At 53.1% G+C, this 26291-nt stretch carries 22 protein-coding genes; 16 read left to right on the forward strand and 6 right to left on the reverse strand.

The annotated features are described in order from the left end of the window. The 3 genes from GQ51_RS01090 to GQ51_RS01100 are packed head-to-tail and all read left to right on the forward strand — an operon-like array spanning position 1 to position 3181. Positions 1-1227 (forward strand): efflux RND transporter periplasmic adaptor subunit, encoded by a 1227-nt coding sequence (locus tag GQ51_RS01090; RefSeq protein WP_047548727.1) that lies wholly within the window; start codon positions 1-3, stop codon positions 1225-1227. Between the two features lie 23 nt (positions 1228-1250). Further along, positions 1251-1958: an ABC transporter ATP-binding protein gene (locus tag GQ51_RS01095; protein WP_047548733.1), complete on the forward strand. Its 708-nt coding sequence runs from the start codon at positions 1251-1253 to the stop codon at positions 1956-1958. Beyond that, a complete protein-coding gene (locus tag GQ51_RS01100) occupies positions 1958-3181 on the forward strand; it encodes an ABC transporter permease (RefSeq protein WP_047548736.1) in 1224 nt (407 codons plus the stop codon). Before GQ51_RS01095 ends, GQ51_RS01100 begins: the two co-directional genes overlap by 1 nt. Before the next feature lie 131 nt (positions 3182-3312). Here the strand turns inward: GQ51_RS01100 and queG are convergent, their stop codons facing one another. Then, on the reverse strand, positions 3313-4464 hold the full coding sequence (gene queG, locus GQ51_RS01105; RefSeq protein WP_047548738.1) for a tRNA epoxyqueuosine(34) reductase QueG: 1152 nt from the start codon (positions 4462-4464) through the stop codon (positions 3313-3315). On the opposite strand from queG, the gene tsaE reads away from it, so the two are divergent. From tsaE to GQ51_RS01120, 3 genes are all read left to right on the forward strand, one after another. Next, positions 4463-4945 (forward strand): tRNA (adenosine(37)-N6)-threonylcarbamoyltransferase complex ATPase subunit type 1 TsaE, encoded by a 483-nt coding sequence (tsaE, locus tag GQ51_RS01110; protein WP_047548741.1) that lies wholly within the window; start codon positions 4463-4465, stop codon positions 4943-4945. The two genes, queG and tsaE, sit on opposite strands and share 2 nt — an antisense overlap. Before the next feature lie 59 nt (positions 4946-5004). Then, positions 5005-6468, forward strand: a complete 1464-nt coding sequence (locus GQ51_RS01115; protein WP_052177631.1) for an N-acetylmuramoyl-L-alanine amidase — start codon at positions 5005-5007, stop codon at positions 6466-6468. Positions 6469-6537: 69 nt separating this feature from the next. Next, positions 6538-7899 carry an MBL fold metallo-hydrolase RNA specificity domain-containing protein gene (locus GQ51_RS01120; RefSeq protein WP_047548742.1) on the forward strand — a complete coding sequence of 454 codons (1362 nt, stop codon included), beginning with the start codon at positions 6538-6540 and terminating at the stop codon, positions 7897-7899. A gap of 22 nt (positions 7900-7921) precedes the next feature. On the opposite strand, the gene GQ51_RS01125 is transcribed toward GQ51_RS01120, so the two are convergent. Further along, entirely contained in the window at positions 7922-9457 is a 1536-nt protein-coding gene (locus GQ51_RS01125) for a helicase-related protein (protein WP_047548744.1), read from the reverse strand. Positions 9458-9530: 73 nt separating this feature from the next. On the opposite strand from GQ51_RS01125, the gene mutL reads away from it, so the two are divergent. From mutL to GQ51_RS01140, 3 genes are all read left to right on the forward strand, one after another. After that, positions 9531-11378, forward strand: coding sequence for a DNA mismatch repair endonuclease MutL (gene mutL / locus GQ51_RS01130; RefSeq protein WP_047548747.1), 1848 nt, complete (start codon positions 9531-9533; stop codon positions 11376-11378). A gap of 140 nt (positions 11379-11518) precedes the next feature. Continuing rightward, positions 11519-11761 carry a type II toxin-antitoxin system Phd/YefM family antitoxin gene (locus GQ51_RS01135; RefSeq protein WP_047548751.1) on the forward strand — a complete coding sequence of 81 codons (243 nt, stop codon included), beginning with the start codon at positions 11519-11521 and terminating at the stop codon, positions 11759-11761. Between the two features lie 3 nt (positions 11762-11764). Beyond that, positions 11765-12031, forward strand: coding sequence for a Txe/YoeB family addiction module toxin (locus tag GQ51_RS01140; protein WP_047548754.1), 267 nt, complete (start codon positions 11765-11767; stop codon positions 12029-12031). An 18-nt stretch (positions 12032-12049) separates the two neighbouring features. Here the strand turns inward: GQ51_RS01140 and GQ51_RS01145 are convergent, their stop codons facing one another. Both GQ51_RS01145 and GQ51_RS01150 read right to left on the reverse strand, forming a co-directional pair. Beyond that, positions 12050-13741 (reverse strand): potassium channel family protein, encoded by a 1692-nt coding sequence (locus GQ51_RS01145; protein ID WP_047548757.1) that lies wholly within the window; start codon positions 13739-13741, stop codon positions 12050-12052. Between the two features lie 40 nt (positions 13742-13781). Then, complete coding sequence (locus GQ51_RS01150; RefSeq protein ID WP_047548758.1) at positions 13782-14156, reverse strand: DUF6394 family protein; 375 nt, start codon at positions 14154-14156, stop codon at positions 13782-13784. A gap of 201 nt (positions 14157-14357) precedes the next feature. Between GQ51_RS01150 and miaA the strand changes: the two genes are divergently transcribed. The 3 genes from miaA to GQ51_RS01165 are packed head-to-tail and all read left to right on the forward strand — an operon-like array spanning position 14358 to position 16845. Beyond that, positions 14358-15305, forward strand: coding sequence for a tRNA (adenosine(37)-N6)-dimethylallyltransferase MiaA (miaA, locus tag GQ51_RS01155; RefSeq protein WP_047548761.1), 948 nt, complete (start codon positions 14358-14360; stop codon positions 15303-15305). Positions 15306-15309: 4 nt separating this feature from the next. Beyond that, positions 15310-15897: a hypothetical protein gene (locus tag GQ51_RS01160; protein ID WP_047548764.1), complete on the forward strand. Its 588-nt coding sequence runs from the start codon at positions 15310-15312 to the stop codon at positions 15895-15897. Positions 15898-15906: 9 nt separating this feature from the next. Continuing rightward, positions 15907-16845: a DUF2157 domain-containing protein gene (locus GQ51_RS01165; RefSeq protein WP_047548768.1), complete on the forward strand. Its 939-nt coding sequence runs from the start codon at positions 15907-15909 to the stop codon at positions 16843-16845. A gap of 107 nt (positions 16846-16952) precedes the next feature. Here GQ51_RS01165 and dapC read toward each other — a convergent pair whose 3' ends face one another. Then, entirely contained in the window at positions 16953-18161 is a 1209-nt protein-coding gene (dapC, locus tag GQ51_RS01170) for a succinyldiaminopimelate transaminase (RefSeq protein WP_047553486.1), read from the reverse strand. Between the two features lie 13 nt (positions 18162-18174). Between dapC and GQ51_RS01175 the strand changes: the two genes are divergently transcribed. Beyond that, a complete protein-coding gene (locus GQ51_RS01175; protein WP_047548771.1) occupies positions 18175-19059 on the forward strand; it encodes a DMT family transporter in 885 nt (294 codons plus the stop codon). A gap of 213 nt (positions 19060-19272) precedes the next feature. On the opposite strand, the gene GQ51_RS01180 is transcribed toward GQ51_RS01175, so the two are convergent. Continuing rightward, on the reverse strand, positions 19273-21150 hold the full coding sequence (locus GQ51_RS01180; protein WP_047553489.1) for a PQQ-dependent dehydrogenase, methanol/ethanol family: 1878 nt from the start codon (positions 21148-21150) through the stop codon (positions 19273-19275). 593 nt (positions 21151-21743) lie between these two features. Between GQ51_RS01180 and GQ51_RS01185 the strand changes: the two genes are divergently transcribed. From GQ51_RS01185 to rbbA, 3 genes are all read left to right on the forward strand, one after another. After that, entirely contained in the window at positions 21744-22325 is a 582-nt protein-coding gene (locus tag GQ51_RS01185) for a Yip1 family protein (protein ID WP_047548774.1), read from the forward strand. Positions 22326-22476: 151 nt separating this feature from the next. Next, positions 22477-23562, forward strand: coding sequence for an HlyD family secretion protein (locus GQ51_RS01190; protein ID WP_047553491.1), 1086 nt, complete (start codon positions 22477-22479; stop codon positions 23560-23562). Further along, positions 23559-26291: a ribosome-associated ATPase/putative transporter RbbA gene (gene rbbA / locus GQ51_RS01195; protein WP_047548777.1), complete on the forward strand. Its 2733-nt coding sequence runs from the start codon at positions 23559-23561 to the stop codon at positions 26289-26291. Before GQ51_RS01190 ends, rbbA begins: the two co-directional genes overlap by 4 nt.

The following is a 26291-nucleotide window of genomic DNA, read 5'->3' on the forward strand; positions in this document are numbered from 1 at the left end:
ATGAGAAAAATCATTAAACAATCCACCCTGCCGCTGGTCGCGATCCTGTTGCTGGCAGGCGGCTATTATTTCTATCAAAACAGCAGGCAGGCACAGCCGGAAGACCTGTATAAGTTCGGGGCGGTGACGCAGGGCAATGTGGAACAGGCCGTCTCCGCCAACGGCACGATCAACCCGGTCACACTGGTAAGTGTAGGCACGCAGGTTTCAGGCCGGGTCAGCAAGCTGTATGTGGATTTCAACGATAAGGTGGAAAAAGGCCAGGTGCTGCTGGAGCTGGACGATGCTTTATTTACAGCACAGATAGCACAATCGCAAGGCAGTGTGCGCAATGCAGAAGCCTCGGTAGAGCTTGCCAAAGCGAATGAGGCCAGAATCAGATCGCTATATGAGCAGGAGTATGTGTCCAGGCAGGAGCTGGACCAGTCGGTACAGGCATTGAAGTCTGCCAGGGCGGTGCTGGAAAGTGCGCGAGCCCAATTGCAGCGTGATAAAACCAATCTGTCGTATTCGATCATCCGCTCACCGGTATCGGGGATTGTGATCGACAGGCAGATCGACGTCGGCCAGACAGTCGCCGCGAGCTTCCAGACGCCGACATTGATCAAGATCGCACAGGATCTGTCCAAGATGCAGATTGATACCAGTTTTGCCGAGGCGGATATCGGCAACATCAAAGTCGGGCAGGTTGCCAGATTCAGTGTTGACGCCTTCCCGAACCTGAATTTTGAGGGAACGGTCAAGCAGATACGCCTGAATCCGGTCACGACCTCTAATGTGGTTTCATATAATGTGGTGATTTCCGTGGATAACCCGCAGCAGATACTGCTGCCCGGCATGACGGCTTATGTGAGCATTGTGTTCGCAAAGCATGAAAACGTCATGTTGGTGCCCAATGCCGCGCTGCGCTATAAGCCCAAGCTTGATAGCGATGCCGAAGGCGTCAAGGCGACTGGGAATGGCAGCGATGCCGGCCAGGGGCAGGGCAAGAGCCGCAGGAAAAAACCTGCCGAGATGGCGGAGGCCGGTGGTTTCGGGCGTGGCAAAGTATTTGTGCTGCAGGATGGCAAGCCGCAAGTGCGGCAGGTCAAGGTCGGCATTACGGACGGCAAGCTGACTGAAATCATCAGCGATACGCTGAAGCCGGGCGACCAGGTGATTACCGGCAATGCCCAGGCTGATGGCCAGGCGCCGGCTAACGCGATGCGTGCGCCGCGAATGTTTTAACTCTTGACGGCAAATACCTCCAGATGAGCAATGTGATTGAAGTGCACCATATCTACAAGGATTACCAGACCGCGGCTGGCGCTTTTCCTGTGCTTAAAGATGTGAACCTGAGCATAGCACGCGGTGACTATGTGGCTATCATGGGGCCTTCCGGCTCCGGAAAATCCACGTTCATGAATATATTGGGTTGCCTGGATCGGCCAACAGACGGCGATTACCTGCTGGATGGACATCAGGTCGCGCAGCTGGAGGGTAATGCCCTGGCACGGCTGAGAAACAAGACGATAGGCTTTGTGTTTCAGGGTTTTAACCTGCTTGCCCGTTCCAGCCTGCTGGATAATGTCGCTTTACCGCTGGTGTATTCCGGTGTGGATAAAAAGACGCGGCATGAGAAAGCGGCGCAGGTGCTGGCTAAAGTCGGCCTCGGCAATTATCTTAACTCGCGTCCCAGCCAGATATCAGGCGGGCAGCAGCAGCGCGTGGCGATTGCCCGGGCGCTCATCAATACCCCGCGCCTGATACTGGCCGACGAGCCCACCGGCAACCTTGACAGCAAGACCAGTGAAGAGATTATGCAGCTGTTTGATAGCCTGAACAGCGAAGGAATTTCCATCGTACTGGTCACGCATGAAACCGACATTGCCGAGCATGCAAAACGTCAGGTGCGTTTCCTGGACGGGAAAATCGTGCATGACAGCTACGCATTGCCCGCGGCAACGGAGGCAAACTGATGTTTACGGCAATGCTGGGTGAAGCATGGCATGCCATGGGTGCAAACCGCATGCGCACATTCTTGACCATGCTGGGCATGATGATAGGGGTGGGCGCGGTGGTGATGATGATGGCCATAGGCGAAGGCGCGCAGCAGTCCATCAAAAAGTCCATCAGCTCCATGGGCAGCAATCTGTTTATTGTGCTATCCGGGCCACCGAATGCCGGCGGAGCTAGGTCGGCCACGGGCAATGCGCTTTCGTTGAACGTAAAGGATGCCGACGCCATTGGCGAACTGGATGGCATCGCAGGCGTTGCGCCGACCACGATGGGCAGTGCGCAGGTGATCTATGCCGGCAACAACTGGAACACGACGATTATTGGCACTACGCCAAGCTATATGGAAATTCGTGACTGGGTGATTGATGACGGTTATGTCTTCTCCAATTCTGACATGCGTTCTGCCACGCGGGTTGCCCTGGTCGGCAGAACCGTTGCAGATAACCTGTTTGGCGACACTGTTGATCCGGTAGGCAAAACGATCCGGATCAGGCAAAGCCCGTTTATGGTGGTCGGGGTCCTGAATCCCAAAGGCCAGAGCCTTGATGGACGGGATCAGGACGATACCATCATCGTGCCGCTGACTACGGCGCAGCGTAAGTTGTTCGGCAACCAGGTGCCCGGCAGCGTCAGGATGATGATGGTGCAGGCTGAGTCAGATAAAGCCATGCCGCAGGCTGAAGAAGACATCAACAACCTGCTGCGGCAGCGGCATAATATACGCGAAGGTTCCGACAGCGATTTCTCCGTGCGCAACCTGACCGCCATTGCGAATACCGCCGCTGAAACTACGCGCACGATGGCGCTGCTGCTGGGGGCGATCGCTTCAATCTCGCTGCTGGTGGGCGGCATCGGCATCATGAATATCATGCTGGTGTCGGTGACGGAGCGTACGCGTGAAATCGGCATCCGCATGGCGATAGGCGCCCGCGAGCGCGACATCCTGCTGCAGTTCCTGCTGGAAGCGTTTGTGATTTCTATCGTGGGTTGTGTGATCGGCATACTGATAGGCGTAGGCGGGGCGATGCTGGTAAAGAACTTCACCGGTACTGATGCAATCGTGACTACGCAGTCAATTACACTGGCGTTTGCGGTAGCGGCCAGTGTCGGCATTTTTTTCGGGTTTTACCCGGCACGCAAGGCGGCGCGGCTGAATCCGATTGAAGCGCTTCGTTATCAGTAGTTAAAAGTGTAACTATTAGTTAATTAACAGCCAGAAACGCTGCAATTTGAAAAACATCCCGTGAGAATTAATACATGAAGTATCGCTAATAATAAAAGGTAAATTTTCTTCATTAAATTTTTCTTTTTGAATCAAATATTTCCTGCCAAATGTTTATCAAGCGCCCAGCTGATATGTTCCCGCAACATCTCAGAGGCTTCATTCAGGCGTGATTGCAGTGCGGCGACAATTTCAGGCGAGGTCTTTGCGTTGCCCAAGCCGATTGCAATATTGCGCAGCCATTGCTCATAACCGATACGGTAGATGGCGCTGCCTGCCATGTTGGCCTTGAACGCATCTTCACTCCAGTTGAAGCAGTCGATCAGGCTGATGTCATCCAATCCGTTCCTTACTGCGAAATCGGTTTCTCTGGTGATTTCGGCGAATTTGTTCCACGGGCAGAACAGCTGGCAGTCGTCGCAGCCGTAAACGCGGTTGCCGATCAGCGGGCGCAGTGCAAGCGGAATGCTGCCTTTTAATTCAATGGTCAGGTAGGAGATGCAGCGCCGCGCATCGACTTCGTACGGCGCGGTGATGGCTTGGGTCGGGCATACCTCCATGCAGCTGGAGCAGGTGCCGCAGTGGTTGCTTGCCGGCGCGTCGGTTGCCAGCGGCAGGTTGGTGTAGATTTCGCCCAGAAAAAACCATGAGCCGCGATCTTTGTTGATGAGCAGGGTATGCTTGCCACGCCAGCCCAGCCCGGCTTTTTCTGCGAGAGCGACTTCGAGCACCGGCGCGCTGTCGGTGAACACGCGGTATTCAAATACGGGGGTGGTTTTATCGCCACCCCCACCCTGACCCTCCCCCTCGCAGGGAGAGGGAATGTTGAGTGTGCTGAGTTCGGCCTGGATCTTTTCACAAAGTTTCTGCAGCCTGCTGCGCATGACTTTGTGGTAATCGCGACCCAGTGCGTAGCGTGAAATAAAGGCTTTTTCACCGTTGTGCAGGATACTTTCACTGTCGGCTGCATTCGGCGGCAGGTAATCCATGCGCACGGAAATCACGCGCAGTGTTTTTGGCACTAATTCGGCAGGGCGGGTGCGCTTAATGCCATGTTTTGCCATATAATCCATTTCACCATGGAAACCTTTTTTTATCCAATCCTGATGCCTGGCTTCGGCCTCATGCAGGTCAGTGTCGGTAATGCCGACATGATTGAAACCCAGTGCCAGTCCCCAGTCTTTGATGCTGGCACTCAGTTTTTGCATTTGCAGATTGACGGGTTGGGTGGTGGAGTCGGTCATGGGGGATGATTTTACACTTGATTTGGCAGACGAAGCGGCAACGATTGAGTTTGGTGCTGCGATAGCCGGGGTGATCATACCTAACCTGACCATTTACCTGCATGGGGATCTGGGCGCCGGCAAAACGACCCTGGTACGCGGGTTGCTGCGTGGCCTGGGGTATGTGGGGCGCGTGAAAAGCCCGACTTATACGCTGGTCGAGCCTTATGAAATGCTGGATAGCCATTCAGCGCAGCTGGATCTGTATCATTTTGACCTGTACCGGTTTAACGACGATGAGGAATGGGAAGCCGCCGGGTTCCGGGATCACTTCAATCCGCATAGCGTATGCCTGATTGAATGGCCGGAAAAAGCGGCACAGGTATTGCCGGAACCTGATATTGAAATCAGTTTTATTATCAGGGAAACTGGCCGCAGTGTCCGTGTTTCAGCGCACACTGCACGCGGGCAGCAGTGCATTCAACACATCAAATTCAAATAAGTATGTTTGGTATTCACAATATGATTCGATACTTGATGACTCACGGCATGGAAAATTTTATGGCAAAGCGCATATTCGCTGCAGTATCAGGCCTGGCCTTTGTTTTTGGCATTTTCGCCACCCAGGCAGCATATGCGGCCGACAACATCGTCACCGCCGCACGTGTCTGGCCGGCTCAGGACTATACGCGCATCACGCTGGAAGCCGGTAAGCCGATTGCTTATAAAATGACGCTGCTCAAAGACCCTGAGCGCATCGCGATCGATATTGATAATGTCGATATCAATCCTGCCCTGAAGTCGTTAAGTGAAAAGATACTGAGCAATGACCCGTATATCGCTCAGCTGCGCATGGCCAGATATAAACCAGGCACAGTGCGCCTGGTCGTGGATCTAAAAACGGAAGTCAAACCTGCGATCTTTACGCTGCCACCGGCGGGTGATTATAAACACCGGCTGGTATTGGATATTTACCCGGTTAAAGACCCGCTCATGACCATGCTTGCGGAGCTTGACCAGGGCACCAGACCGGCAGAAACCACTGCGGCAGCGCAGCCGCAGCTGACAGCGGAACCTAAACCGTTACCGCATGGCAATGTTGAGCAGCAGATCATTACGCAGAAGAATGAAGTCAAGCCTGAGGTTGAACCGGCAATGCAGGACGTGCAGGCTGCAACCGCCAGCCCAAGCCCTGCATCTGGCGCGAGCGCTGCAAAAAGCGGTGATAAAGCCGTTGAAAAAACCGTATTCGTTCCGGATGGCGCAAGCATCAAGAACATTCCCAATCCGGGCATGGATAGTAACGGGGTACGTAAAATCACGATTGCGATCGATCCGGGGCATGGCGGGGAAGATCCGGGAGCAATGGGCGCCAGCGGCAGCCGGGAGAAAGACATCACTTTGATGGTGGCGAAAAAACTCAAAGCTAAAATTGATAGCGACCCTAATATGCAGGCAGTACTGACGCGTGACGGCGATTATTTTATTCCGCTGCATGGCCGCGTGGTGAAGGCGCGTAAATTGCAGGCTGATCTTTTTATCTCTATCCACGCCGATGCGTTCACCAACCCGGCGGCACGCGGTTCATCGGTATTTGCGCTTTCTGAAAAAGGGGCAACCAGCGCCAGTGCACGCTATCTGGCTAAAAAGGAAAACGAGTCTGACCTGATCGGTGGCGTAAGCCTGAATGTTAAAGACCCGGTGCTGGCGAGGACACTGCTGGATTTATCGCAGACGGCCACGATTAACGATAGCCTGAAACTTGGCAAGGCTGTGCTGGGTCAGATCGGCAACATCAACAAGCTGCATAAGAACCATGTGGAGCAGGCCGGTTTTGCGGTACTGAAATCACCGGATATTCCATCCATACTGGTTGAAACTGCGTTCATCAGCAACCCGGAAGAAGAACGCAAGCTGAATGATGAAACTTATCAGGATACTTTGGTCACTTCTATTTTTGAGGGTGTCAAAAAGTATTTTGCGACCAACCCCGCGCTGGCCAAGACCAAGATTGCGCTGGATTGACCAATGCCAGGCTAGGCCGGGTGATGTCGCAGGTTTGAAGGCGGGCAGTTTTTACCAAGGAGGGATGGCATGCAACTCAAGTTTTTAGGCGCAACGGGTACTGTAACCGGATCCAAGTATTTACTGACCAGTGATAAATATCGTGTCCTGATCGACTGTGGCCTGTTTCAGGGGTTGAAGCAACTGCGCCTGAAAAACTGGGCGCAGCTGCCGATCAAGCCTGCAGAGGTCAATGCGGTGGTGCTGACCCATGCACATATTGACCACACCGGCTACCTGCCGCTGTTCGTGAAGAACGGTTTTTCCGGCAAGGTCTATTGCACGGAGGCAACGCGCGACCTGTGCAAGATCCTGCTGCCCGACTCGGCGCACCTGCAGGAAGAAGAAGCGGAATATGCCAATCGCCGCGGATTTTCCAAACACCATCCGGCATTGCCCCTTTACACAACGGAAGATGCCTTCAAAGCACTGGAGTTGCTTACCCCGGTGCCGTTCGACCAGGACATCAATATCGGCGATGACCTTACGCTCAGGTATTATCCTAACGGGCATATCCTGGGGTCGGCATTTGCGCGCATCCATAACAAAAAGACATCCGTCCTGTTCTCCGGCGATATAGGTCGCTCCAATAACATCCTGATGAAACCCCCGGTGACGGTGAAACAGGCGGACTACCTGCTGCTGGAGTCGACTTACGGCAACCGCCTGCATGAGCGTGACGACCCGATGCTGAAGCTGGCGACCATCATCAACAGAACCGTGAAGCGCAAGGGCGTGGTCGTGATACCGGTGTTTGCCGTCGGGCGCGCGCAGGAGCTGCTGTATTACATTCATCTGCTTAAGGCTTCAGGCGCTATCGCAGACAATATCCCGGTGTACCTGAATAGCCCGATGGCCGTGGATGCAACGGCGATATTCAGCAAACACCGCGGCGAACACCGGCTGTCAAAAGAAGAATGTGCCGCATTGAGCCGCACCGCGCGTATGGTAAACAGCGTCGAGGAGTCGCGCGCCCTGAACCAGATGAAAGGCCCGATGATTATTCTGTCAGCCAGCGGCATGGCCTCGGGCGGGCGGGTGGTGCATCACCTGAAAGCATTTGCGCCAAAATCCAACAATACCATTCTGTTTGCCGGATTTCAGGCAGCAGGCACACGCGGCGCAGCCATGCTTGATGGCGCAAAAGAAATCAAGATACATGGTGAATACGTGCCGGTAAGGGCAACTGTTACCTCCATCACCAATCTTTCGGCACATGCCGATTATTCCGAGATCATCACCTGGCTCCGGGGTTTTGAATCTGCACCTAAAAAGACCTTTATCGTACACGGTGAACCGGTAGCCGCCGATAGCATGCGGCGCCATGTTGAAGAAGAATTGCATTGGCACGCGGAGGTGCCGGATTACCTGGAAACAGTGAATCTCGATTGATGTATCGTCTTGATGGCACCCATCACCGTTTCCCGGTCATCAGGTAATCGATTTCACGGCTGGTATCACCGTAGCCAGACTGCGTGAGCAAGGCACGCTCAATGTAGCGGCTGACTTGCTGCCGTAACGCAGTGACCAGCCTGCCGTCCGTGAAAAACTGCGGAAACTTGAAACTGAGCCATGCATACAGGCTCAGGTTGTGGCTGAGCAGTTCCGCTTGTTCCAGATGCTTCGGGCTTTCTGAATCGAGCCAGGCAGGGCGGAGAGGGAGGTGTCTTGCCCTGGATTGTGCGACACTTTGCAGGCATAGCAGGTAATAGTCTTTTTCAAACGCTACATTGAGCGAGATAGGTGCACAGGTAAATATGTACTTGTCTTTCAAGGACATGTCGGGAGCGTATTCATCTACCAGCAATGCCTGGTTGATCTGGCTATTAACTGAAGCCATTGCAAAAAGCGCATGCGAAAAACGCGTACGCTCCTGGTGGTAGATCAGGATCTCGGATATTTTGCGCGTGTGCAGTTTAGCGGCAATGCCATCAATCTGCATCATGTCGATATTGACAGGCAGCTTTGCCAGGTCTGCGGTATCATCTGCTGTCAGCATGTGCTCAATATGGATCAGTTCATCCTCCTCCAGCACATTCACGTAGCCGGTGTCATAAATGCCAAACCTGCCGGCGCGGCCTGCGATCTGCCGCACTTCTGTCATGTTGAGCATGCGCGGGGCAATGCCGTCAAACTTGTGGATATGCGAAAAGATCACGCGCCGTATCGGCAGGTTCAGGCCCATGCCAATCGCATCGGTGGCCACCAGTATGTCTGCCTGGCCGCTGCTGAAGCGCTCGGACTCGGTGCGGCGCACTTCCGGTGCCAGTGCCCCGTAAATGGTGGCTACCGTAAATCCCCATTGCCTGAACCTTGCGCTGAACGTCAGCACGTCCTTGCGGCTGAAGGCAATCACTGCATCGCCTTTCTGCAATTTCGGCTTTAACTTCTGTTTGCTGTAGCGTTTGCCGCACAGGCTTTCATGTTCCAGCACCAGCGGGGTTTTACGTTCCAGATAAGTGACATCATAGCTTTCGTCCAGCGTTTCAATCACGTCGATACAAGGCTTGGTGACCGCAGTCGAGCCGCAGATGAAAACTTTGGCGGCAGGGGCGCCCACTAAAGCAGCCGTCCATGCCGAGCCGCGATCCGGATCCAGCAGCATCTGGATTTCATCAATAACGGCAACTTCAACCTGCGTGCGGGGGTTCATCATTTCAATGGTGGAAGCGGTATGCCTCGCGCCTTCCATCAGCACGCGCTCTTCGCCGGTAATCAGGTTGCAGGGTACGCCTGCAGCAACCAGCCTGTCGCGGACTTCCATTGCCAGCAGCCGCAGCGGCGCCAGGTATACGCCGGACTGCGCTTTCTCCAGTGCAAGCAGTGCCTGATAGGTTTTGCCGGAGTTGGTCGGCCCCAGGTAAAAATGATGGTGGCGTTTCAGGCTGCGGGCAACGCTGAAACTATCCGTGAAACCGGTGACTGATAAATCTTTGGAGTTTGAATGCATACTTTCAGGAATTTAGCTTAAAACAGGTAAAATAACCATCGTTAAAGTTAACTTGAACCTATTGATCAATCCCATGCATATTCAGTTATTACCCGACCAGCTTATCAGCCAGATCGCCGCAGGCGAGGTGGTGGAGCGGCCGGCATCCGCATTGAAAGAGTTGCTTGAAAACAGCCTGGATGCAGGCAGTACGGATATTCAGGTGGCCCTGCTGCAAGGCGGCATCAAGCAGATACGGGTGGCGGATAACGGCAGCGGTGTGGCGAAAGAAGACCTTGAACTTGCGTTGACGCGCCATGCCACCAGCAAGATCGCCAGCCTTGAAGACCTGGAATCGGTCGCCAGCCTGGGTTTTCGCGGTGAGGCGCTGGCAAGCATCGCTTCCATTTCGCGCACGCAGCTGCTAAGCCGGCAGGTTCAGGCAAAACACGCATGGCGCATCACTTCGGAAGGCAGCGATATTTCCGCGATTGAACCTGCCGCGCTGGACGCCGGCACGGTGATCGAGGTTTCAGACCTGTATTTCAATACGCCGGCACGCCGCAAATTCCTGAAAACGGAAGGCACCGAATTTGGTCACTGCGAAGAGGTGTTTAACCGGATCGCGCTTTCGCGCCCGGATGTCGCGCTGATGCTGCAGCACAATGGCCGTGCCCTGAGCCGCTATGCGGCGAGCCAGCCGGAACGCAGGTTTGCCGAGGTACTGGGCAGCGAGTTTGCCGCAGAGTCGATCAGCCTGGATGAGTCCGCGGCCGGCTTGCGTTTATGGGGCATGGCAGCCAAGCCTACGTTTAACCGTAACAGCCGCGATACCCAGTATGTCTATGTGAATGGCCGTTTTGTGCGCGATAAACTGATTGCGCATGCGATTCGCCAGGCATACCAGGATGTGCTGCATCATGACCGCCATCCGGCATTCGTGCTGTTTCTGGAGCTTGACCCCGTACTGGTCGATGTGAATGTGCATCCTGCCAAGACCGAGGTCAGGTTCAGGGATGCGCAGTCAATGCATCGTTTTATATTCCACTCACTGAACAAGGCTTTGGGCACGCCTACCGGCGTATCCAGTGCGGTGACGGCCAGCCAGGCCGGGTATAACCCATTCAGCCAGCAGCAGCCTTCGAATACTCCTTACCCTGCTTATCAGTCGCAGATCAACCTGCGTGCAAGCGAGCCGGCCGGTTTTTACGACACCATGTTCGGCACAAGGGGAATGGGTGCAGGAGGCAATGGCAGCGCGCAGGTGCAATATGCAAGCCCGGTGTGTTACGCACCTGAATTTGAAACTGAAAGTGCGCTTAACCAGCCACAGCCGCATACGGAAGAATACCCGCTCGGTTTTGCCGTAGCGCAGATCCATGGCGTTTATGTACTGGCACAGAATGCGCAGGGACTGGTCGTGGTGGACATGCACGCCGCACATGAACGCATCATGTATGAAAAACTCAAATCCGCGCTGGATAGCCAAAGCGTGCCGATGCAGCCCTTGCTGCTGCCGGTGAGTTTTAATGCAGACAAGCTTGAAGTGACAGCGGTGCAGGAAGTGCTTGGCATGAATGATGACAGCTTGCGGCAGCTGGGTTTCGATATTGCCGTGCTGTCACCGACCACACTTGCGGTACGCGCGGTGCCAACCATGCTGCAGAATTCGGATGTGGTGGAACTGGCGCGGGATGTGCTCAGGGATTTACGCGAATACGGCGCGAGCAGGGCGCTGACCGAGCGGCGCAATGAATTGCTGGGAACTATGGCCTGCCATGCGGCCGTGCGCGCAAACCGCAGTCTGACGATCACTGAAATGAATGCATTGCTGCGTGATATGGAAGCGACTGAACGCTCCGGCCAGTGCAACCACGGCCGCCCAACCTGGTTCCAGGTGTCCATGGGTGATCTGGATAAGATGTTCATGCGGGGGAAATAATGCTCATATCATTCCAGGGCTCCGTCAGAATGATGTGATTGGTAGGCATTTAGCCTAAAAGATGATTTGCACAAAGATTATCCATTGATATTTCGTACGTAAAAGCGTACCATTGTTTCTGGTTTATCGGAGATTTAATTATGCAGACATTATCAGCCAGTACAGCACGTACTAATCTATATCGCTTGATTGATGAAACGGCTGAATCACATCAGCCTTTGGTGATTACAGGTAAGCGCAATAACGCTGTGCTGGTTTCAGCAGAAGACTGGGCGGCCATGCAGGAAACCTTGTTTTTACTATCCGTTCCCAATATGCGTGAGTCTATTCGTGAGGGCATGAGCACGCCTGTGACCGAGCTTGCCGATACGCTGGATTGGTAATAAATGGCAACTTGGCAGCTGTTGTACACGAAAGCGGCGCAGAAAGATGCCAGGAATCTTGCGGCAGCAGGGTTGAAAGACAAGGCTTTGCAGCTGTTGGATATATTGGCTGAAAATCCGTTTCAGAACCCTCCGCCTTATGAAAAGCTTGTGGGGGATTTAACAGGCGCCTATTCGCGTCGTATCAATATCCAGCATCGTTTGGTTTATCAGGTGCTGGATGCAGAAAAAATCATAAAAGTATTAAGGATGTGGTCACACTATGAGTAGTTTACTGCAATGAGTAGTTTATTGCAGTTTCTGCTTTAGCCAGCGCCAGACCAGGCTATCCGGTATTTCAATGCCATCTATGACGTAGGTCAGTATTTTGCTGTTGTTGAGTAGCGTGGGCAGCGCAGACCTGGCATCAGGGGTGCCGCAGAACAGGACACGGTCACCCATTTGCAATGCAGTCGAAACCGGCGGTACCAGCATGGGCACACCATCGCGCAGCAGTAGCAGCGGTACGAGATTGAGCCGGATGCTGCGGTTGGCAGGATCCTGCGTCAGGTTGTGCAGGGAGACCGGGGTGCTCTTGCCCAGCAGTTCTGCAATGGCCGGCGTGCTGTCTTTACTGACTGTGATCGCCCATCTTTCCGGCACGGTTTCGCCGACGACCGAAACCAGTTCACTGATGAGCTGATTCGCCCAGCTGTTGCTCTGGTTGCGCACCAGGGTCAGGAATTGGGCTAGCAGGGGTGCAATCATGTGCGCCAGGCACTCGTGCGCAATGATTTCGGTAGGCTGCATGGTGATGTCGGCATTAAACTGCCTGAACAGGGTATCGTTATGGCGCCGGTTTTTCCGTATCACCACAAACAGTTTTGGATTCAGCTCATAAGCCGTCATGACGATAGACAGATTATTGATGTCATTGTCGGTGCCGGCTACGATGCCGACAGCGTTTTCAATATCCGCTTCCAGCAGTGTTTTCGACTCGGTGCCGCTGCCGACAATACATTCATCGCAGCCAGTCAGTTCCGGCATCGCTTCTACGATAGTGGTCGTAATGTTTTCGCGCTCCAGGTTTTCCACCACGGATTTTCCGAAACGACCGTAGCCGCATACGACCCAGCGGCCCCTAGGGGGCGTTTCAGGCGGCAGCAGCGTGTCACCCGGAACATCCGTCAGCCATTCATGCAGGATATAAGTGCCGATGGCATGTACCCGCATTGCCAGCTGGTCACCAAACAATGTGTAGGGGTTGATGATGTGGTCGGTGCCGAACGATGCCATATTGGCTGCAATATCATCACGCTCGGCGCGTGCCAGTACCGGCAGGGTCGGGTTCATCAGCTTGACGGCAACCGCCACGGCAAGGTTGACTTCGTCGTTGTCGGTCAGCGTGACTACGCCACTGCAAAGCGGATGATGCACGCCTGCGCGGATCAGGTTTTCTGGTAGTTTTGCATCTGCGCACAGGTGTGGAATCACGCTGTAGGTTTCGGCCAGGTCCAGTTCGTTTAAACGCTCCTGCTGCGATTCAATGACCACGACACGCATGCCTTTTTCATCCAGTGTCCTGGCCAGTACGCTGGCAGATTCGCCATAACTGCATAATATGTAGAACGGTTCCTGCAGCGCTTTTACGGCGCGGGCGAAACGCTCTGTCGTAATTGCCGCCCTCAGCGCGGTGTCCTGCAGCAGCGTGATGATTTTGCCGATGGCGTAAAACCATGGGATCACCGTCAGGTAGATCGAGATCGTCAGCCACAGCCGCTGGGATTGGCTGTAGGCATACGGGATTTCGCCAAACCCGATGGTGGTTGCGGTGTAGCTGATGACATAGAGCGCTTCGAATATGCTCATGTGCCATGGGCGACCTTCGTTGTCGAGCCCGGGCATGAGCGTAAGCCCGAAAATGGCAATCGAAAAGCAAACGATGATCAGGATCAGCGGCCGCCGCAGGCGACGCAAGATCAGGAACAGGATGCTATTCATTTAGGGCTGTACGCACTGGTTGATGATGTGCCAGCCTCGATTAACGGCGCTGGCCTATGGTTTCCGCAATCAGCAGTATTACTGAGACAAAATTGGCCATCAGCGCGCCGCCTGAGAGTGAAACAATATAGGTGATCAGGCTTGGCTCATCCATTTTTCCACTCAGGGCCGCCCATAGTATGGCGGCAGTAATCAGCTGCAGGTCGGCAGCCAGGCTTGTGGACAACAGGATGGCACCTACATGTGTGCGGTCGCCGAATTTAAGCACGGTGGCAATCAGGCTGACAACGATTGCCGCATATAACTCATAGACATGGTGGTGGCTGGGGTTGTCGATATCACCCAGGAAAAAACCGAAATTCAGTGTCATTGCCAATACGATAAAAAAACCGAAAATAACTTTTTCTAAATTCATGGATGGGCCCGTCAGTAAAATGAGTACTAAAAATTGGATGCGATGATGAGTAACATCATATGGGTGAAATCATAAAGCTACAGTAAGATGTATTATATACGCACTTATATTCACTTTCTTAATTAAGCACATAAACCCGCCGGCATGCGGCAAGTATAGATTGCATCATGCCGGCAATATACCACTGCAGAACCATAGCTGATGAACCATACCGCATTACCCCCTGCAATTTTCCTGATGGGCCCGACCGCCAGCGGCAAAACCGGCGCTGCTGTCGCACTGTATTCCCAATTGCCGATAGAACTTATCAGCGTCGACTCGGCGCTGGTGTTCCGCGACATGGATATTGGCACGGCAAAACCCGATGCTGAAACGCTGGCAATAGCCCCGCATCACCTGATCGATATCATTCCGCCGACAGCCGCTTATTCTGCAGCTAATTTCAGGACGGACGCCCTGCGCCTGATGGCCGAGATTACGGCGCGCGGCAATGTGCCTGTACTGGTAGGCGGCACCATGCTTTATTTCAGGGCGCTGCAGAGCGGTTTAAGTCATTTGCCTGAAGCAGATCCGCAAGTACGGCAGCAGATCGAGCATGAAGCTGCGCAGATCGGCTGGCCTGTCATGCATGCAAAACTGGCGCAGGTTGACCCTGAAACGGCGGCGCGCCTGCAGCCTAACGATGTACAGCGTATAGAGCGTGCTCTGGAAGTGTATCGCCTGACCGGCCAGACCATGACCGCTTTGCACCAGGCATCTGCCGGTGAGGCGTTGCCATATCGCCTGCTCAAGATTGCACTGGTACCCAGCGACCGCAAAGTGCTGCATGAACGCATTGCGCTCAGGTTTGACCAGATGCTCGCCGATGGATTTATCGATGAAGTGAAAGCGCTCGTGAAAAAATACCCCGAGCTGACCGCAGACAGCACATCCATGCGCTGCGTGGGTTATCGCCAGGCGCTGGAATACCTGGCCGGCCTGTATGACAGCAAGGAACTGCGTGACCGGGGCATTTTCGCAACGCGCCAGCTGGCTAAACGCCAGTTGACCTGGCTGCGCGCCATGGATGATATTGTAGAGATCGATTGCCTGAGCCCGAAACTGCATGAAACAGTACTGCATGAAATAACCGCATTCATTAAGGAGTAAAGTCATGAAGGATTTCATTAAAGCCAATCTGGTGCTCGTGGTTGGCCTGACATTGCCGCTGTTGTTGGTCGTACTTTTCTTTGCTGCGACGGTAGTCCCCAAGGCATTCGGTACGCCGCCGCAATATGAAATGCTGTTTACCACGATGCGTTATGATTACCGGGCTGCTCCCGATTATGAGATTGATTTTGCAGTGAAAAATCAAAAGCTCATGGTTAAATCCCGCAAGAATGAACATAAAGACCGTGGCTATCACTCGAAATTATTGATGGTCTACGATGCACAAAGTGAAACCGTCCGTGAAATCAATGTAGATGCCGTTAAAGCCGGCGCTGCGGTAAATAATAATGAAACTGTGCTGGATGAAACGGCTGGCTGGACTATCGATACATCCAAAGTGTCTCCGGATGGTTATATTCTGGACGGGCCCAGCTACAGCGGTGGCGGCATGCTCGTTGGCATGTTCGGTGCTGGTTATCGCAATGACGGTTTCAGGATCAAAAAGGGCAGTGTCGCTTACCGGATACCTGACACACAGGGTGATTATTACTACAACCAGGTGCAGTTCGTCGGCTGGGTCATCAAAAAATAAGGGGGCAATATGTCGCTTAAAGAAGATGCATTGCAGGACATCGTTTCACTCGCCAGGCACCACCAGCTTACGCTTGAAGAAATAGCCCAGGCGCTGAATGACCCTGAATCCGGCCGTGAAAAACAGTCAGCCGGTATTTTATCCAGGCTTTTTGGCTATGTAGGCGGCATTTTTGTATTTGCAGGTATCGGCGTCTTTATCTCAATGTATTGGGATGACTTTGGGTCGGCAGCACGGGTGATCGTTACGCTCGGGGTTGGGCTGGTGGCTTTTTTGATGGGGCTGGTGTGCCTGGCTGAGCAGAAATATGAGCGTGCCGCTACGCCGCTGTTCCTGATGGCATCGTTGCTGCAGCCAACCGGGATTCTGGTGATGCTGCAGGAATATGCCTCAGGCGGTGATGCGCGGCACGGTTTGCTTTTTATGGCGACTTACATGCTGATTCAGCAGGGGAGCGCTTTCTGGGCCAGGCAGCGCAGCGTCCTTGCCTTCAGTGCCATCCTGTTCGGCTGTGTTTTCTTTGCCAACCTGTTCGATATTCTGGACATCAGCGAAAAGCTTACCGGGCTGGTGATCGGCACCTCACTGCTTTTTGTTGCGTATGCGCTTAACCAATCCAGGCACATTGCGATAGCGGCTTTCTGGTATTTTGCCGGCGCTGTGATACAGCTGTGGTCGATATTCGAGCTGGTGAAGAACTCGTCACTTGAACCTGTATACCTCGGCGCATCTGCATTGATGATATTCATGAGCACCTATGTGCGCAGCAGGACGCTGCTGCTGGTTGGTACGCTGTCCATGCTGTGCTACATCGGCTATTACACGGCAAAACATTTTGCGAATGCCGTAGGCTGGCCGATTGCGCTGGTGCTGATCGGTATCGCCCTGATAGGGCTGAGCTCACTGGCCGTGAGGCTGAACAACAAATATATCAGAGCAGCAGCTTAAAAAAAAGCACCGGTAAATCTGCAAGCAGAACTCAGCGGTGCTTTTTATCCTGGGTTTGAGTCATCATGGCTTTGCGTGACGGGCTGTTCCAGTTTCGGGGGTGCAAATTACAGATGCAGGTGCTCGCGTATGCGCTGCGCTGCTTCCATGCACTCATCATAAGAGGCAACCAGCGCGATACGCACGAAGTTCTTCCCTGGGTTGACGCCATGTGCCTCGCGCGCGAGAAAGCTGCCCGGCAATACCGTGATATTCAGGTCGCGGTAGAGTTTTACAGCCAGTTCAGTGTCGGAAATGTTCTGATCTTTGATTCTTGCCCATAGATAAAACGCAGCATCCGGAATAACCGCTTCCAGCACATCGGTCAGCAGCGGTGTAACGTCTTTGAATTTCCGGGCATACTGAGCGCGGTTTTCAATGACATGCGTCTCATCGTTCCATGCGGCAACTGACGCAGCCTGCACGGCAGGGTTCATCGCGCAGCCATGATAAGTGCGATACAGCGTGAATTTTTCGATAATGGCTTCGTCACCGGCCACGAAGCCTGAACGCATGCCGGGCACATTGGAGCGCTTGGAAAGCGAGCTGAAAACAACCAGGTTCCTGTAGTTTCTGCCAAGCTGGTGCGCTGCCTGTAACGCGCCTAATGGCGGGTGCGCTTCATCAAAATAGATTTCCGAATAGCACTCATCTGCCGCAATGACAAAGCCATGACGGTCTGACAACTCAAAAAGATCTTTCCATTGTGCCAGGCTCATTACTTTGCCGGACGGATTGCCGGGGCTGCATACATAAACCAGCTGGGTGCGGGCCAGTATATCAGCCGGTACGCTGGAAAAATCCATGACATGGTTATGTTCCGCATCCTCGTGCGGCAATGTGTTCAGGAAATAAGGCTCGGCGCCGGCCAGGAATGCCGCGCCTTCGTAAATCTGGTAGAACGGGTTTGGCGAGATCACGACGGGGGTGATCTCTGATGCATCGATGATGGCCTGTGCGAAAGCAAATAGCGCTTCACGGCTGCCGTTGACAGGCAGTATTGCTTTTTCGGCGCTTAATGCCGGGATGTTGTAACGCCTGGCAATCCAGCTGGAAATTGCTTCGCGTAGCTCGTTTGAGCCGATAGTCGTGGGATAATTGGCTAAGCCGGACAGGTTTCCAACCAGCGCATCTTTTATCAGTTGCGGCGTAGCGTGTTTAGGCTCTCCGATTGATAAATTGATCGGCGTAAAAGCAGGGTTGGGAACAATCCCTTTAAACAGGTCGCGCAAGCGCTGGAAAGGGTAGGGCTGCAGTAAATTCAGATTAGGATTCATAGGCATCATTATAATGAGCAATAGCGATAATAAAAACTCTTTTGCAGTCTTCGGTTTACTTTTTGGCGCCCTGTGCTGGGGCATTATCTGGTATCCGTACCGCATCATGGCTGATGCCGGTGTGTCGGGCATCGTTTCCAGTTTCTATACCTACAGCATTGCCGTAGCGCTGGCAGGGGTCTATTTTGCTGCCCACTGGCGGGGCATATTCAAGTTACCGTTGAGCATAGTGTGGCTAAGCCTCGTAGCAGGGTGGACCAACCTGAGTTATGTACTGGCGATTATCGACGGCGAAGTCATGCGCGTGATGCTGCTGTTTTATCTTTCGCCGCTGTGGACGCTGATACTCGCGCATTTCTGGCTTAAGGAAAAGACGCACCTGCCTGGGGTGGCCGCCATCATTACATCGCTGCTTGGCGCTTATATCATGCTGTATGACCCGGCTGCCAGCCGGTTTCCTGTGCCTGCAAACAACGCGGAGTGGCTGGGGCTTTCTTCCGGATTCGGCTTTGCGCTGACCAATGTCATGGCAAGAAAATCCGTACATCTGACGCTGCGTGCAAAATCTTTCGCGATATGGACAGGCGTGATGCTTGTCTGCCTGATCGCCATGCCGCTGATGCAGGTTCCTCTCATGTCACCTGTAGTGTTCACATCAGGCAACTGGCTGATTATGGGCTTGATTGCGATTCTGCTGATTGCGGCTACGTTTCTTGTGCAATATGGCGTAACCTTGATCAAGGCCACCAGGGCTTCAGTGCTGTTTTTGTTTGAACTGGTGGTGGCGGCAATTGCTGCATATTTCCTGACGGATGAAACAATGCAGATGAATGAATGGATAGGTGGTGCCCTGATTGTGGCAGCTTCCATATTTGCTGCATTCAATCATCGGGACTGATGACTGCCGTAATTGAATCAAGCGATCATGACTGTTGCTACAAGGGAGCCCCAGGCTCCTTTTTACTGGCTGTCATATTTCCGGGGTATGCAAGGGCATGATACAAGGGAAAGCCAAGTGCAGACTTGCATAAAAAAACACCCCGACGAATCGGGGTGTTTTCTTTGAATCAACTAGGTATTAGCTAGTAATCTTTTGTTTTGCAACAAGCGATTACAGGCTGAATACTGTCAATGCACCGCCGCCAGGAGCCGCGTTGTATTTAGTCAATTCTTTGTAACCACCAGCAGCACCCAGTGCGTCTGTGTCGTTAGTCATACCAAGGTTCATCGCTACGCCAGCCCAGCCGCCGATACCAGACAGCACGCCAACGTATTGTTTACCTTTAACACCGTAGGTGAATGCATTACCAATCACGCCTGAACCCACTTGGAATTTCCAGAGTTCTTTACCTGATTTGGCATCAACAGCTTTGAACCAGCGGTCCAGTGTGCCGTAGAATACCAAGTCAGTAGCTGTTGTCAAAGCACCGCCCCATGCAGAGAATTTCTCTTTGTTGTACCAAACTTTTTTGTTGGTCATTGGATCATAAGCAGCAAAGCCACCCATTACGCCGTCAGGACCAGCAAACATCGTCAAGGTAGCACCAACCCATGGTTGACCTGCAACGTATTTAGACTCAACTGGCTCGTATGTCATACATACGTGGTTCAGTGGAGAGTACACTAAACCAGTTTTTGGTGAGTATGCAGCTGGTTGTTGGTCTTTTGTACCCAATGCAGCTGGGCATACGCCTTTAGCATTGTAGTCTTGGTGAGTTGAAGCTGATGCCAGTTTGTTTGGTACACCAGTTTTCATGTCAACGTCAGTTGCCCAGTTAACGAATGGGTGTACTTTTTCTGCAGCTTGCAGTTTACCGTTGTGTGCGTTCCATGTGTAAGCGAAGCCGTTACGGTCATGGTGCCATGCGTAAGTTTTGCCGCCTTTGTCGAACAGGATGACTTCGTTGATGCCGTCATAGTCCCACTCGTCGTGTGGTGTCATTTGCATGCCCCATTTTGCAACGCCTGTGTCCAGGTCACGTGCAAATACAGTCATTGACCATTTGTTGTCGCCTGGACGTACGTCCGGGTTCCAAACAGATGGGTTACCTGTACCGTAGTAAACCAGGTTGGTACGTGCATCATATGGCCACCAGCCCCATGTAGAGCCACCACCATGTTGCCAGCCGTCTTTCACAGCTTGTGGTTTCAACCAGGTACGTGTACCCAGTTCTTTTTCGCCGATTTTCAGTTGGTCGTTAGGGATCTTTTTGAAAGAACCGCCCATTTTGTTACCGCCGTTTACGTCTTGGTAAACTGACAGTGCGCTGTATTCTGGTGTGTCTTTGTTGAAGTCTGCACCGATCAGCATTTCAGCGTCTGGGCCTGTTGAGTAGGCTTTCCATGCCAGTGAGCCGTCTTTCAGGTTGTAGGCTGCCAGGAAGCAACGTACGCCGAACTCAGCACCTGAGCAACCAGTCAGTACTTTGTCTTTGATTACGTGTGGTGCGTTGGTGTTAGTTGCACCTACTTTTGGATCTGTGTTTTGTACAGACCATACTTTAGCACCGGTTTTTGCGTCTAAAGCAACCAGGTTGCCGTCGTTCTGTTGCAGGAAGATTTTACCGTCGCCGAAGCCAAGACCGCGTGATACGTTGTCACAGCACAGTACAGCTTGTACTGATGGGTCTTGTTTTGGGAAGTATGACCATACGATTTTTTGGTTGTCGTTCAGGTCAAGTGCGTATACGTTGTTTGGGAATGCAGTGTGAACGTACATTACGTTGCCAACCACAACTGGTGAACCTTCGTGACCACGGTTTACACCAGTGGCGAATGTCCAGGCTGCTTTCAGGTTTTTAACGTTGCCTTTGTTCACTTGTGACAAAGCGCTGTAGCCTTGGTTGTTGTGCTGACCGCGTGGGTGTGCCCAGTTGTTCGCGTCTTTCATCGCTGCTTCTTGATCTGCAGCTGCTGAGGCTACCAATGGCAGCGCCATTGTCATACCTGCAACTAAGCCAAGTGCTAACTTGATTTTGTTGATTTGCATATTATTCTCCAAATATTTTTCTGCATCGGGATGTAAAACATAACAAAAATGATCGCAAGAGTGATCCTGCAAAATTAATTTCAAACAGTAATCTTTTGGAATCGCTTTGTTATCGGTACTCCACATTCGTGGAATGCAGCCAATGTATTAGGTATTAATACGAATAGCAACATATATTTTTTACAATTTTGTTACATGTTTGTGTAATTTGACATGGTGCAATAGGCCTGAGCCTTTCTGCGCCTGGCTTACAGCGAAATTTTACCTGTATGTTTATTGGTAATGTTTTTTACAGGTTTGCTGTCAGCGATCAAACCATCGTTCAGGCTGTTTTTTAGGGATGCTTATTATTCGCGGCTCTTCAGCCAGTCAGGCTTGATTCACGCCGCTTGATTTTTAAAGTGGATTCATTTTTTTCTGTAACATCTTATTTACAAATAGTGAAAATGCGTTAATACTTGTTTACGCAAGCATCGTGTTAAGGATAGTGACAAAGTAAGACTGAATTAAGAAAAACAAATACAGTGTAGGCAGCGTTTTTTCAGCTGCAACGCATTGCCCGATTGCCATATTTTGCGTAAAGGATAATGTTCATGAGTCTGTTAAACTTATTTTGGCTGTTTGTAGTACCTAACAAAGGATGGCGGCGTCTGGTGCAGTCCAAACCATCGATGCACCGCCTTTTCTTTCTGCATGTTGTTCCGCTTTCACTGATTCCCCCTTTATTTATTTATTACGCTGCCGGTGATTTTGCAGGAGATTTGCTGCCGGTTTTATCCAGTGCCAAGCTGCTGCTGGTCTCGATTATTCTGTTTGTCGTTGAGCTGGCAATCGTGCCGATCATGGGCCTGGTCGTGCGCCAGCTGGCCGAGGTGGCGGAGATTCACCCCAGTTACCATGATTCATTCATCCTGGCGGCAGTGGCGCCAACGCCGTTATGGCTGATGCCGGTATTTTTCCTGATCCCGAGTATGCTGCTGAGCCTGGTGGTGCTGACGGCCGCGCTTTTGTATACGACCAGCTTTATCTACTATGGCATCCCTGCCGTGTTTCATATCAAGGAGCGCGGACATGCCATGCTCCTGTTCGGTGCGGTGTTGACTGCCGGCGCGGTCGCATGGGGGTTCCTGATGGTTGCAACACTGGTCATATTGGGCAGTGTGCAGAGCCTGTAGCTCAGATTGCGTGTCATTGTATGAACGATACAAGCGGTCAGGCTTCTAGCCGCTGACCGCTTGGTTATATAGGTTATGTACGCCGTTTTAATGTCGACTTATCCGTCAGATTGCAGTTAAAATTGTTTAATGCAATTAAATGGGTATGCACATGACATCAAAGTATTCTAGCCCCTGGTTATTTATCCCGATTGCGCTGGCAATGGTTGTGGCAGCACTATTCTCATGGCAATATTTTCACCGGGCAAAAACCCCTGAATCGTTTGCGTCCGGCAACGGGCGCATTGAGGCTACCAGCATCAATATCGCAACAAAAATGAGCGGCCGCATCAAAGAGGTTCTGGTGCGTGAGGGGGATGACGTTGTCAGCGGGCAGGTGCTGGCTTATATGGATACCGCCACGCTTGTGGCCGACCTGCATGAGGCGGAAGCACAGGTCAAGCGCGCCAGAAGCGCCAGGCAGATAGCACAGGCCAATGTAGCGCAGCGGGAAAGTGAGAAAGCCGCAGCCAATGCCTTGATCGCACAGCGTGAAAGTGAATTGGCATTGACCGAAAAAGACCTGCAGAGAACGCAGCAGCTGATCGATAAAGGCTTTGTTTCCCCGCAGAAGCTTGATGTAGATAAATCCAGAAAAAACAGCGCAGCGGCTTCAACCCGGGCTGCCAGGTCGCAGCAGAACGAAGTCCAGTCATCCATCAGCGCAGCCCAGGCTGCCGTGAATGAAACGCAGTCTGCCATAGAGGCAGCAGAAGCCAAGGTTGAAAAAATCAAGGCAGATATCAGGGATGCCGCCCTGACGGCACCGATCAGCGGCCGTGTCCTGTACCGTCTGGCAGAGCCGGGCGAAGTGCTGGGTGCAGGTGGCAATGTTGTGACACTGCTTGATATTACTGATGTTTACATGACCATTTTTCTGCCTACATCACAGGCCGGGCGCATCGCTATCGGTACTGATGCCCGGATTGTGCTGGATGTACGGCCTGATATTTCCATTCCGGCTACGATTACTTTTGTCTCGCCCGAAGCGCAGTTCACGCCAAAATCCGTAGAAACGCGCACCGAACGCGAGAAGCTGATGTTCCGTGTGAAGGTCAAGATTCCAGAAGCCCTCCTGAAAGCGCACGCCAGGCGCGTGAAGACCGGCTTGCCCGGAGTCGCTTATGTGCGCCTCGATGCAAACGCAGACTGGCCGGATACTTTGCCGCCTTTAGTGAATGATAAAAATTCACGATGAGTGAAGGTATTGTTGCCAGCCTGAACGGAGTCAGCCTGCGCTATGGCGACCATATCGCGCTGGAAAATATCAATCTGGAAATTCCAGCCGGCGTAATGGTCGGGCTCATCGGGCCGGATGGTGTCGGCAAATCCAGCCTGCTGGCACTGGTCTCCGGTGTGCGCAGGATACAGTCCGGCACCGTAGTGGCGCTGGGCGGCGACATGGCAGACAAAAGCCACCGGCTTGCAGTCTGCACCCGTATCGCCTACATGCCGCAGGGTTTGGGTAAAAACCTTTATATGACACTTTCCGTGTTTGAGAATGTGGAATTCTTCGGCCGCCTGTTTGGACAGGGGCGGGCGGAGCGTGAGGCGCGCATCGCGGAACTGCTTGAGAGTACCGGGCTGGCGCCATTCCGGGATCGGCCAGCCGGCAAACTTTCAGGCGGCATGAAACAGAAGCTGGGGCTGTGCTGCGCCTTGATCCATGACCCGGATTTATTGATCCTGGATGAGCCGACTACCGGGGTTGATCCATTGTCCAGGCGCCAGTTCTGGCGGTTGATTGCGCATATCCGTGAGCGCAGGCCCGGCATGAGCGTGATCGTTGCAACCGCATATATGCAGGAAGCCTCCGGTTTTGACTGGCTGGTTGCAATGGATGGGGGCAAGATACTGGATACCGGCAGCCCCGCAGCCCTGCTCAGCCGTACAGGTGCAGATGACCTGGATGCGGCATTTATTCAGCTGCTGCCTGTAGAAAAACGTCGGCATCACGAACGGCTTGCCGTGCCGCCCAGGCAAGTGCAGGCGGATGCATCGCCGGCCATTCGTGCAGAGAACCTGACCATGCAGTTTGGCGGCTTTACCGCAGTCGACCATGTGGATTTTGAGATCAGCCGCGGCGAGATATTCGGGTTTCTTGGATCTAACGGCTGCGGCAAAACCACTACGATGAAAATGCTTACCGGTCTGCTGCAACCGAGCGAAGGCCAGGCCTGGCTGTTCGGCAAGCCGGCAAAGGCGCATGATCTTGAAACCCGTAAACGTGTCGGTTATATGACGCAGGGATTTTCCCTGTACGGCGAATTAACGGTGGTGCAGAATCTTGAATTGCATGCCCAGTTATTTCATCTGCCTGCCGGGCAGATCGCATCGCGCGTGCAGGAGATGGTCGACCGTTTCGGCCTTGGCGGCCACCGGAACGAGCGCGCGGCCAACCTGCCGTTAGGTATCCGCCAGCGCCTGTCACTGGCGGTTGCGGTGATCCATAAACCGGAAATGCTGATACTGGACGAGCCTACATCCGGTGTAGACCCGATCGCGCGGGATGGTTTCTGGAAACTGCTGATCGACCTGTCACGCCGCGATGGCGTGACGATTTTCATATCCACGCATTTTATGAACGAGGGCGAGCGCTGTGACCGCATTTCGCTGATGCATGCCGGCCGCGTGCTGGCATGCGACGCTCCGCAGAACCTGATCGCCCGGCGCGGAAAAGCTTCGCTGGAAGATACCTTCATTGATTACCTGGAGCAGGCCACCGGTGATGATGGTGGTGCGCCAGGAGTGGAACCCGACGCTGCAGCCATTCCTGCACGCACGACGGCCTTGCCGTCAAGGTTTAGCCTGCGCCGGTTGTTTGGCTACGCTAACCGTGAGTTCCTGGAGGTCATGCGCGATCCGGTGCGGCTGGTATTTTCCCTGCTGGGATCTGTACTGCTGATGTTCCTGATGGGTTATGGCATCAGCATGGATGTGGAAGACCTGCGTTTTGCGGTGCTGGATCGTGACCAGACGCCGGAGAGTCGCAGCTATATCCAGAATATTGCCGGGTCACGCTATTTCAGTATGCAGCCGGAGATCAACAGCAGCAGTGAGCTGGATCTGCGGATGGCTAGCGGGGAGGTCAGTGTGGCGCTTGAGATTCCCCCGGACTTCGGTAAAGACCTGATGCGCGGCAGGGCGGCTGAGATCGGGGTGTGGGTCGACGGTGCAATGCCGTTTCGCGGTGAAACCATCGTGGGTTATATGCAGGGCATGCACTATGATTACCTTGCCAAAGCTGCAAAATACCAGCCGGGTGGTGTGGCCGTGCAAAGCCCTGCCGATATCGAGATGCGATACCGTTACAACCAGGATTTCAAAAGCCTGTATGCGATGGTGCCGGCGGTCATTCCATTGTTGCTGGTATTCATTCCGGCGATCCTGATGGCGGTAGGCGTCGTGCGCGAGAAAGAACTGGGCTCGATCACCAATTTATACGCCACGCCGGTGACGCGCCTGGAATTCCTGCTTGGCAAGCAACTGCCTTACGTGGCGGTGAGTATGCTCAGTTTCTTCGGCCTGGTGGCACTGTCGGTTTTTATCTTCGACGTGCCGCTTAAAGGCAGCCTGTTTACCTTGAGTTGTGCGGCTTTCATTTTTGTCACCGCAACCACCGGCATCGGCCTGCTGATGTCGTCATTCACCAGGACGCAGATTGCGGCACTAGGCGCCACTGCCATTGCCACATTGCTGGCGACGGTGAGTTTTTCCGGCCTGACGAACCCGGTGTCTTCGCTGAGCGGCATGGGCGCGCTTATCGGGCAGCTGTTCCCGGCGACGTATTTCCTTAACATCAGCCGCGGTGTGTTTACCAAAGCGCTTGAGTTTAAAGACCTGTATATGGATTTTCTGGCGCTGGCCGCATTCATACCCGTGCTGACCCTGTTAAGCGTGGTATTCCTCAGCAAGCAGGAGAGATGA

It is taken from the genome of Methylotenera sp. G11, assembly GCF_000799735.1.
Lineage (GTDB): Bacteria > Pseudomonadota > Gammaproteobacteria > Burkholderiales > Methylophilaceae > Methylotenera.

Bases quoted from the DNA above. Each gene is read 5' to 3' on its own strand.
- GQ51_RS01090 (WP_047548727.1), top strand. From the start codon at position 1: ATGAGAAAAATCATTAAACAATCCACCCTGCCGCTGGTCGCGATCCTG.
- GQ51_RS01095 (WP_047548733.1), top strand. From the start codon at position 1,251: ATGAGCAATGTGATTGAAGTGCACCATATCTACAAGGATTACCAGACC.
- GQ51_RS01100 (WP_047548736.1), top strand. From the start codon at position 1,958: ATGTTTACGGCAATGCTGGGTGAAGCATGGCATGCCATGGGTGCAAAC.
- tsaE (WP_047548741.1), top strand. From the start codon at position 4,463: ATGGGGGATGATTTTACACTTGATTTGGCAGACGAAGCGGCAACGATT.
- queG (WP_047548738.1), bottom strand. From the start codon at position 4,464: ATGACCGACTCCACCACCCAACCCGTCAATCTGCAAATGCAAAAACTG.
- GQ51_RS01115 (WP_052177631.1), top strand. From the start codon at position 5,005: ATGGCAAAGCGCATATTCGCTGCAGTATCAGGCCTGGCCTTTGTTTTT.
- GQ51_RS01120 (WP_047548742.1), top strand. From the start codon at position 6,538: ATGCAACTCAAGTTTTTAGGCGCAACGGGTACTGTAACCGGATCCAAG.
- GQ51_RS01125 (WP_047548744.1), bottom strand. From the start codon at position 9,457: ATGCATTCAAACTCCAAAGATTTATCAGTCACCGGTTTCACGGATAGT.
- mutL (WP_047548747.1), top strand. From the start codon at position 9,531: ATGCATATTCAGTTATTACCCGACCAGCTTATCAGCCAGATCGCCGCA.
- GQ51_RS01135 (WP_047548751.1), top strand. From the start codon at position 11,519: ATGCAGACATTATCAGCCAGTACAGCACGTACTAATCTATATCGCTTG.
- GQ51_RS01140 (WP_047548754.1), top strand. From the start codon at position 11,765: ATGGCAACTTGGCAGCTGTTGTACACGAAAGCGGCGCAGAAAGATGCC.
- GQ51_RS01145 (WP_047548757.1), bottom strand. From the start codon at position 13,741: ATGAATAGCATCCTGTTCCTGATCTTGCGTCGCCTGCGGCGGCCGCTG.
- GQ51_RS01150 (WP_047548758.1), bottom strand. From the start codon at position 14,156: ATGAATTTAGAAAAAGTTATTTTCGGTTTTTTTATCGTATTGGCAATG.
- miaA (WP_047548761.1), top strand. From the start codon at position 14,358: ATGAACCATACCGCATTACCCCCTGCAATTTTCCTGATGGGCCCGACC.
- GQ51_RS01160 (WP_047548764.1), top strand. From the start codon at position 15,310: ATGAAGGATTTCATTAAAGCCAATCTGGTGCTCGTGGTTGGCCTGACA.
- GQ51_RS01165 (WP_047548768.1), top strand. From the start codon at position 15,907: ATGTCGCTTAAAGAAGATGCATTGCAGGACATCGTTTCACTCGCCAGG.
- dapC (WP_047553486.1), bottom strand. From the start codon at position 18,161: ATGAATCCTAATCTGAATTTACTGCAGCCCTACCCTTTCCAGCGCTTG.
- GQ51_RS01175 (WP_047548771.1), top strand. From the start codon at position 18,175: ATGAGCAATAGCGATAATAAAAACTCTTTTGCAGTCTTCGGTTTACTT.
- GQ51_RS01180 (WP_047553489.1), bottom strand. From the start codon at position 21,150: ATGCAAATCAACAAAATCAAGTTAGCACTTGGCTTAGTTGCAGGTATG.
- GQ51_RS01185 (WP_047548774.1), top strand. From the start codon at position 21,744: ATGAGTCTGTTAAACTTATTTTGGCTGTTTGTAGTACCTAACAAAGGA.
- GQ51_RS01190 (WP_047553491.1), top strand. From the start codon at position 22,477: ATGACATCAAAGTATTCTAGCCCCTGGTTATTTATCCCGATTGCGCTG.
- rbbA (WP_047548777.1), top strand. From the start codon at position 23,559: ATGAGTGAAGGTATTGTTGCCAGCCTGAACGGAGTCAGCCTGCGCTAT.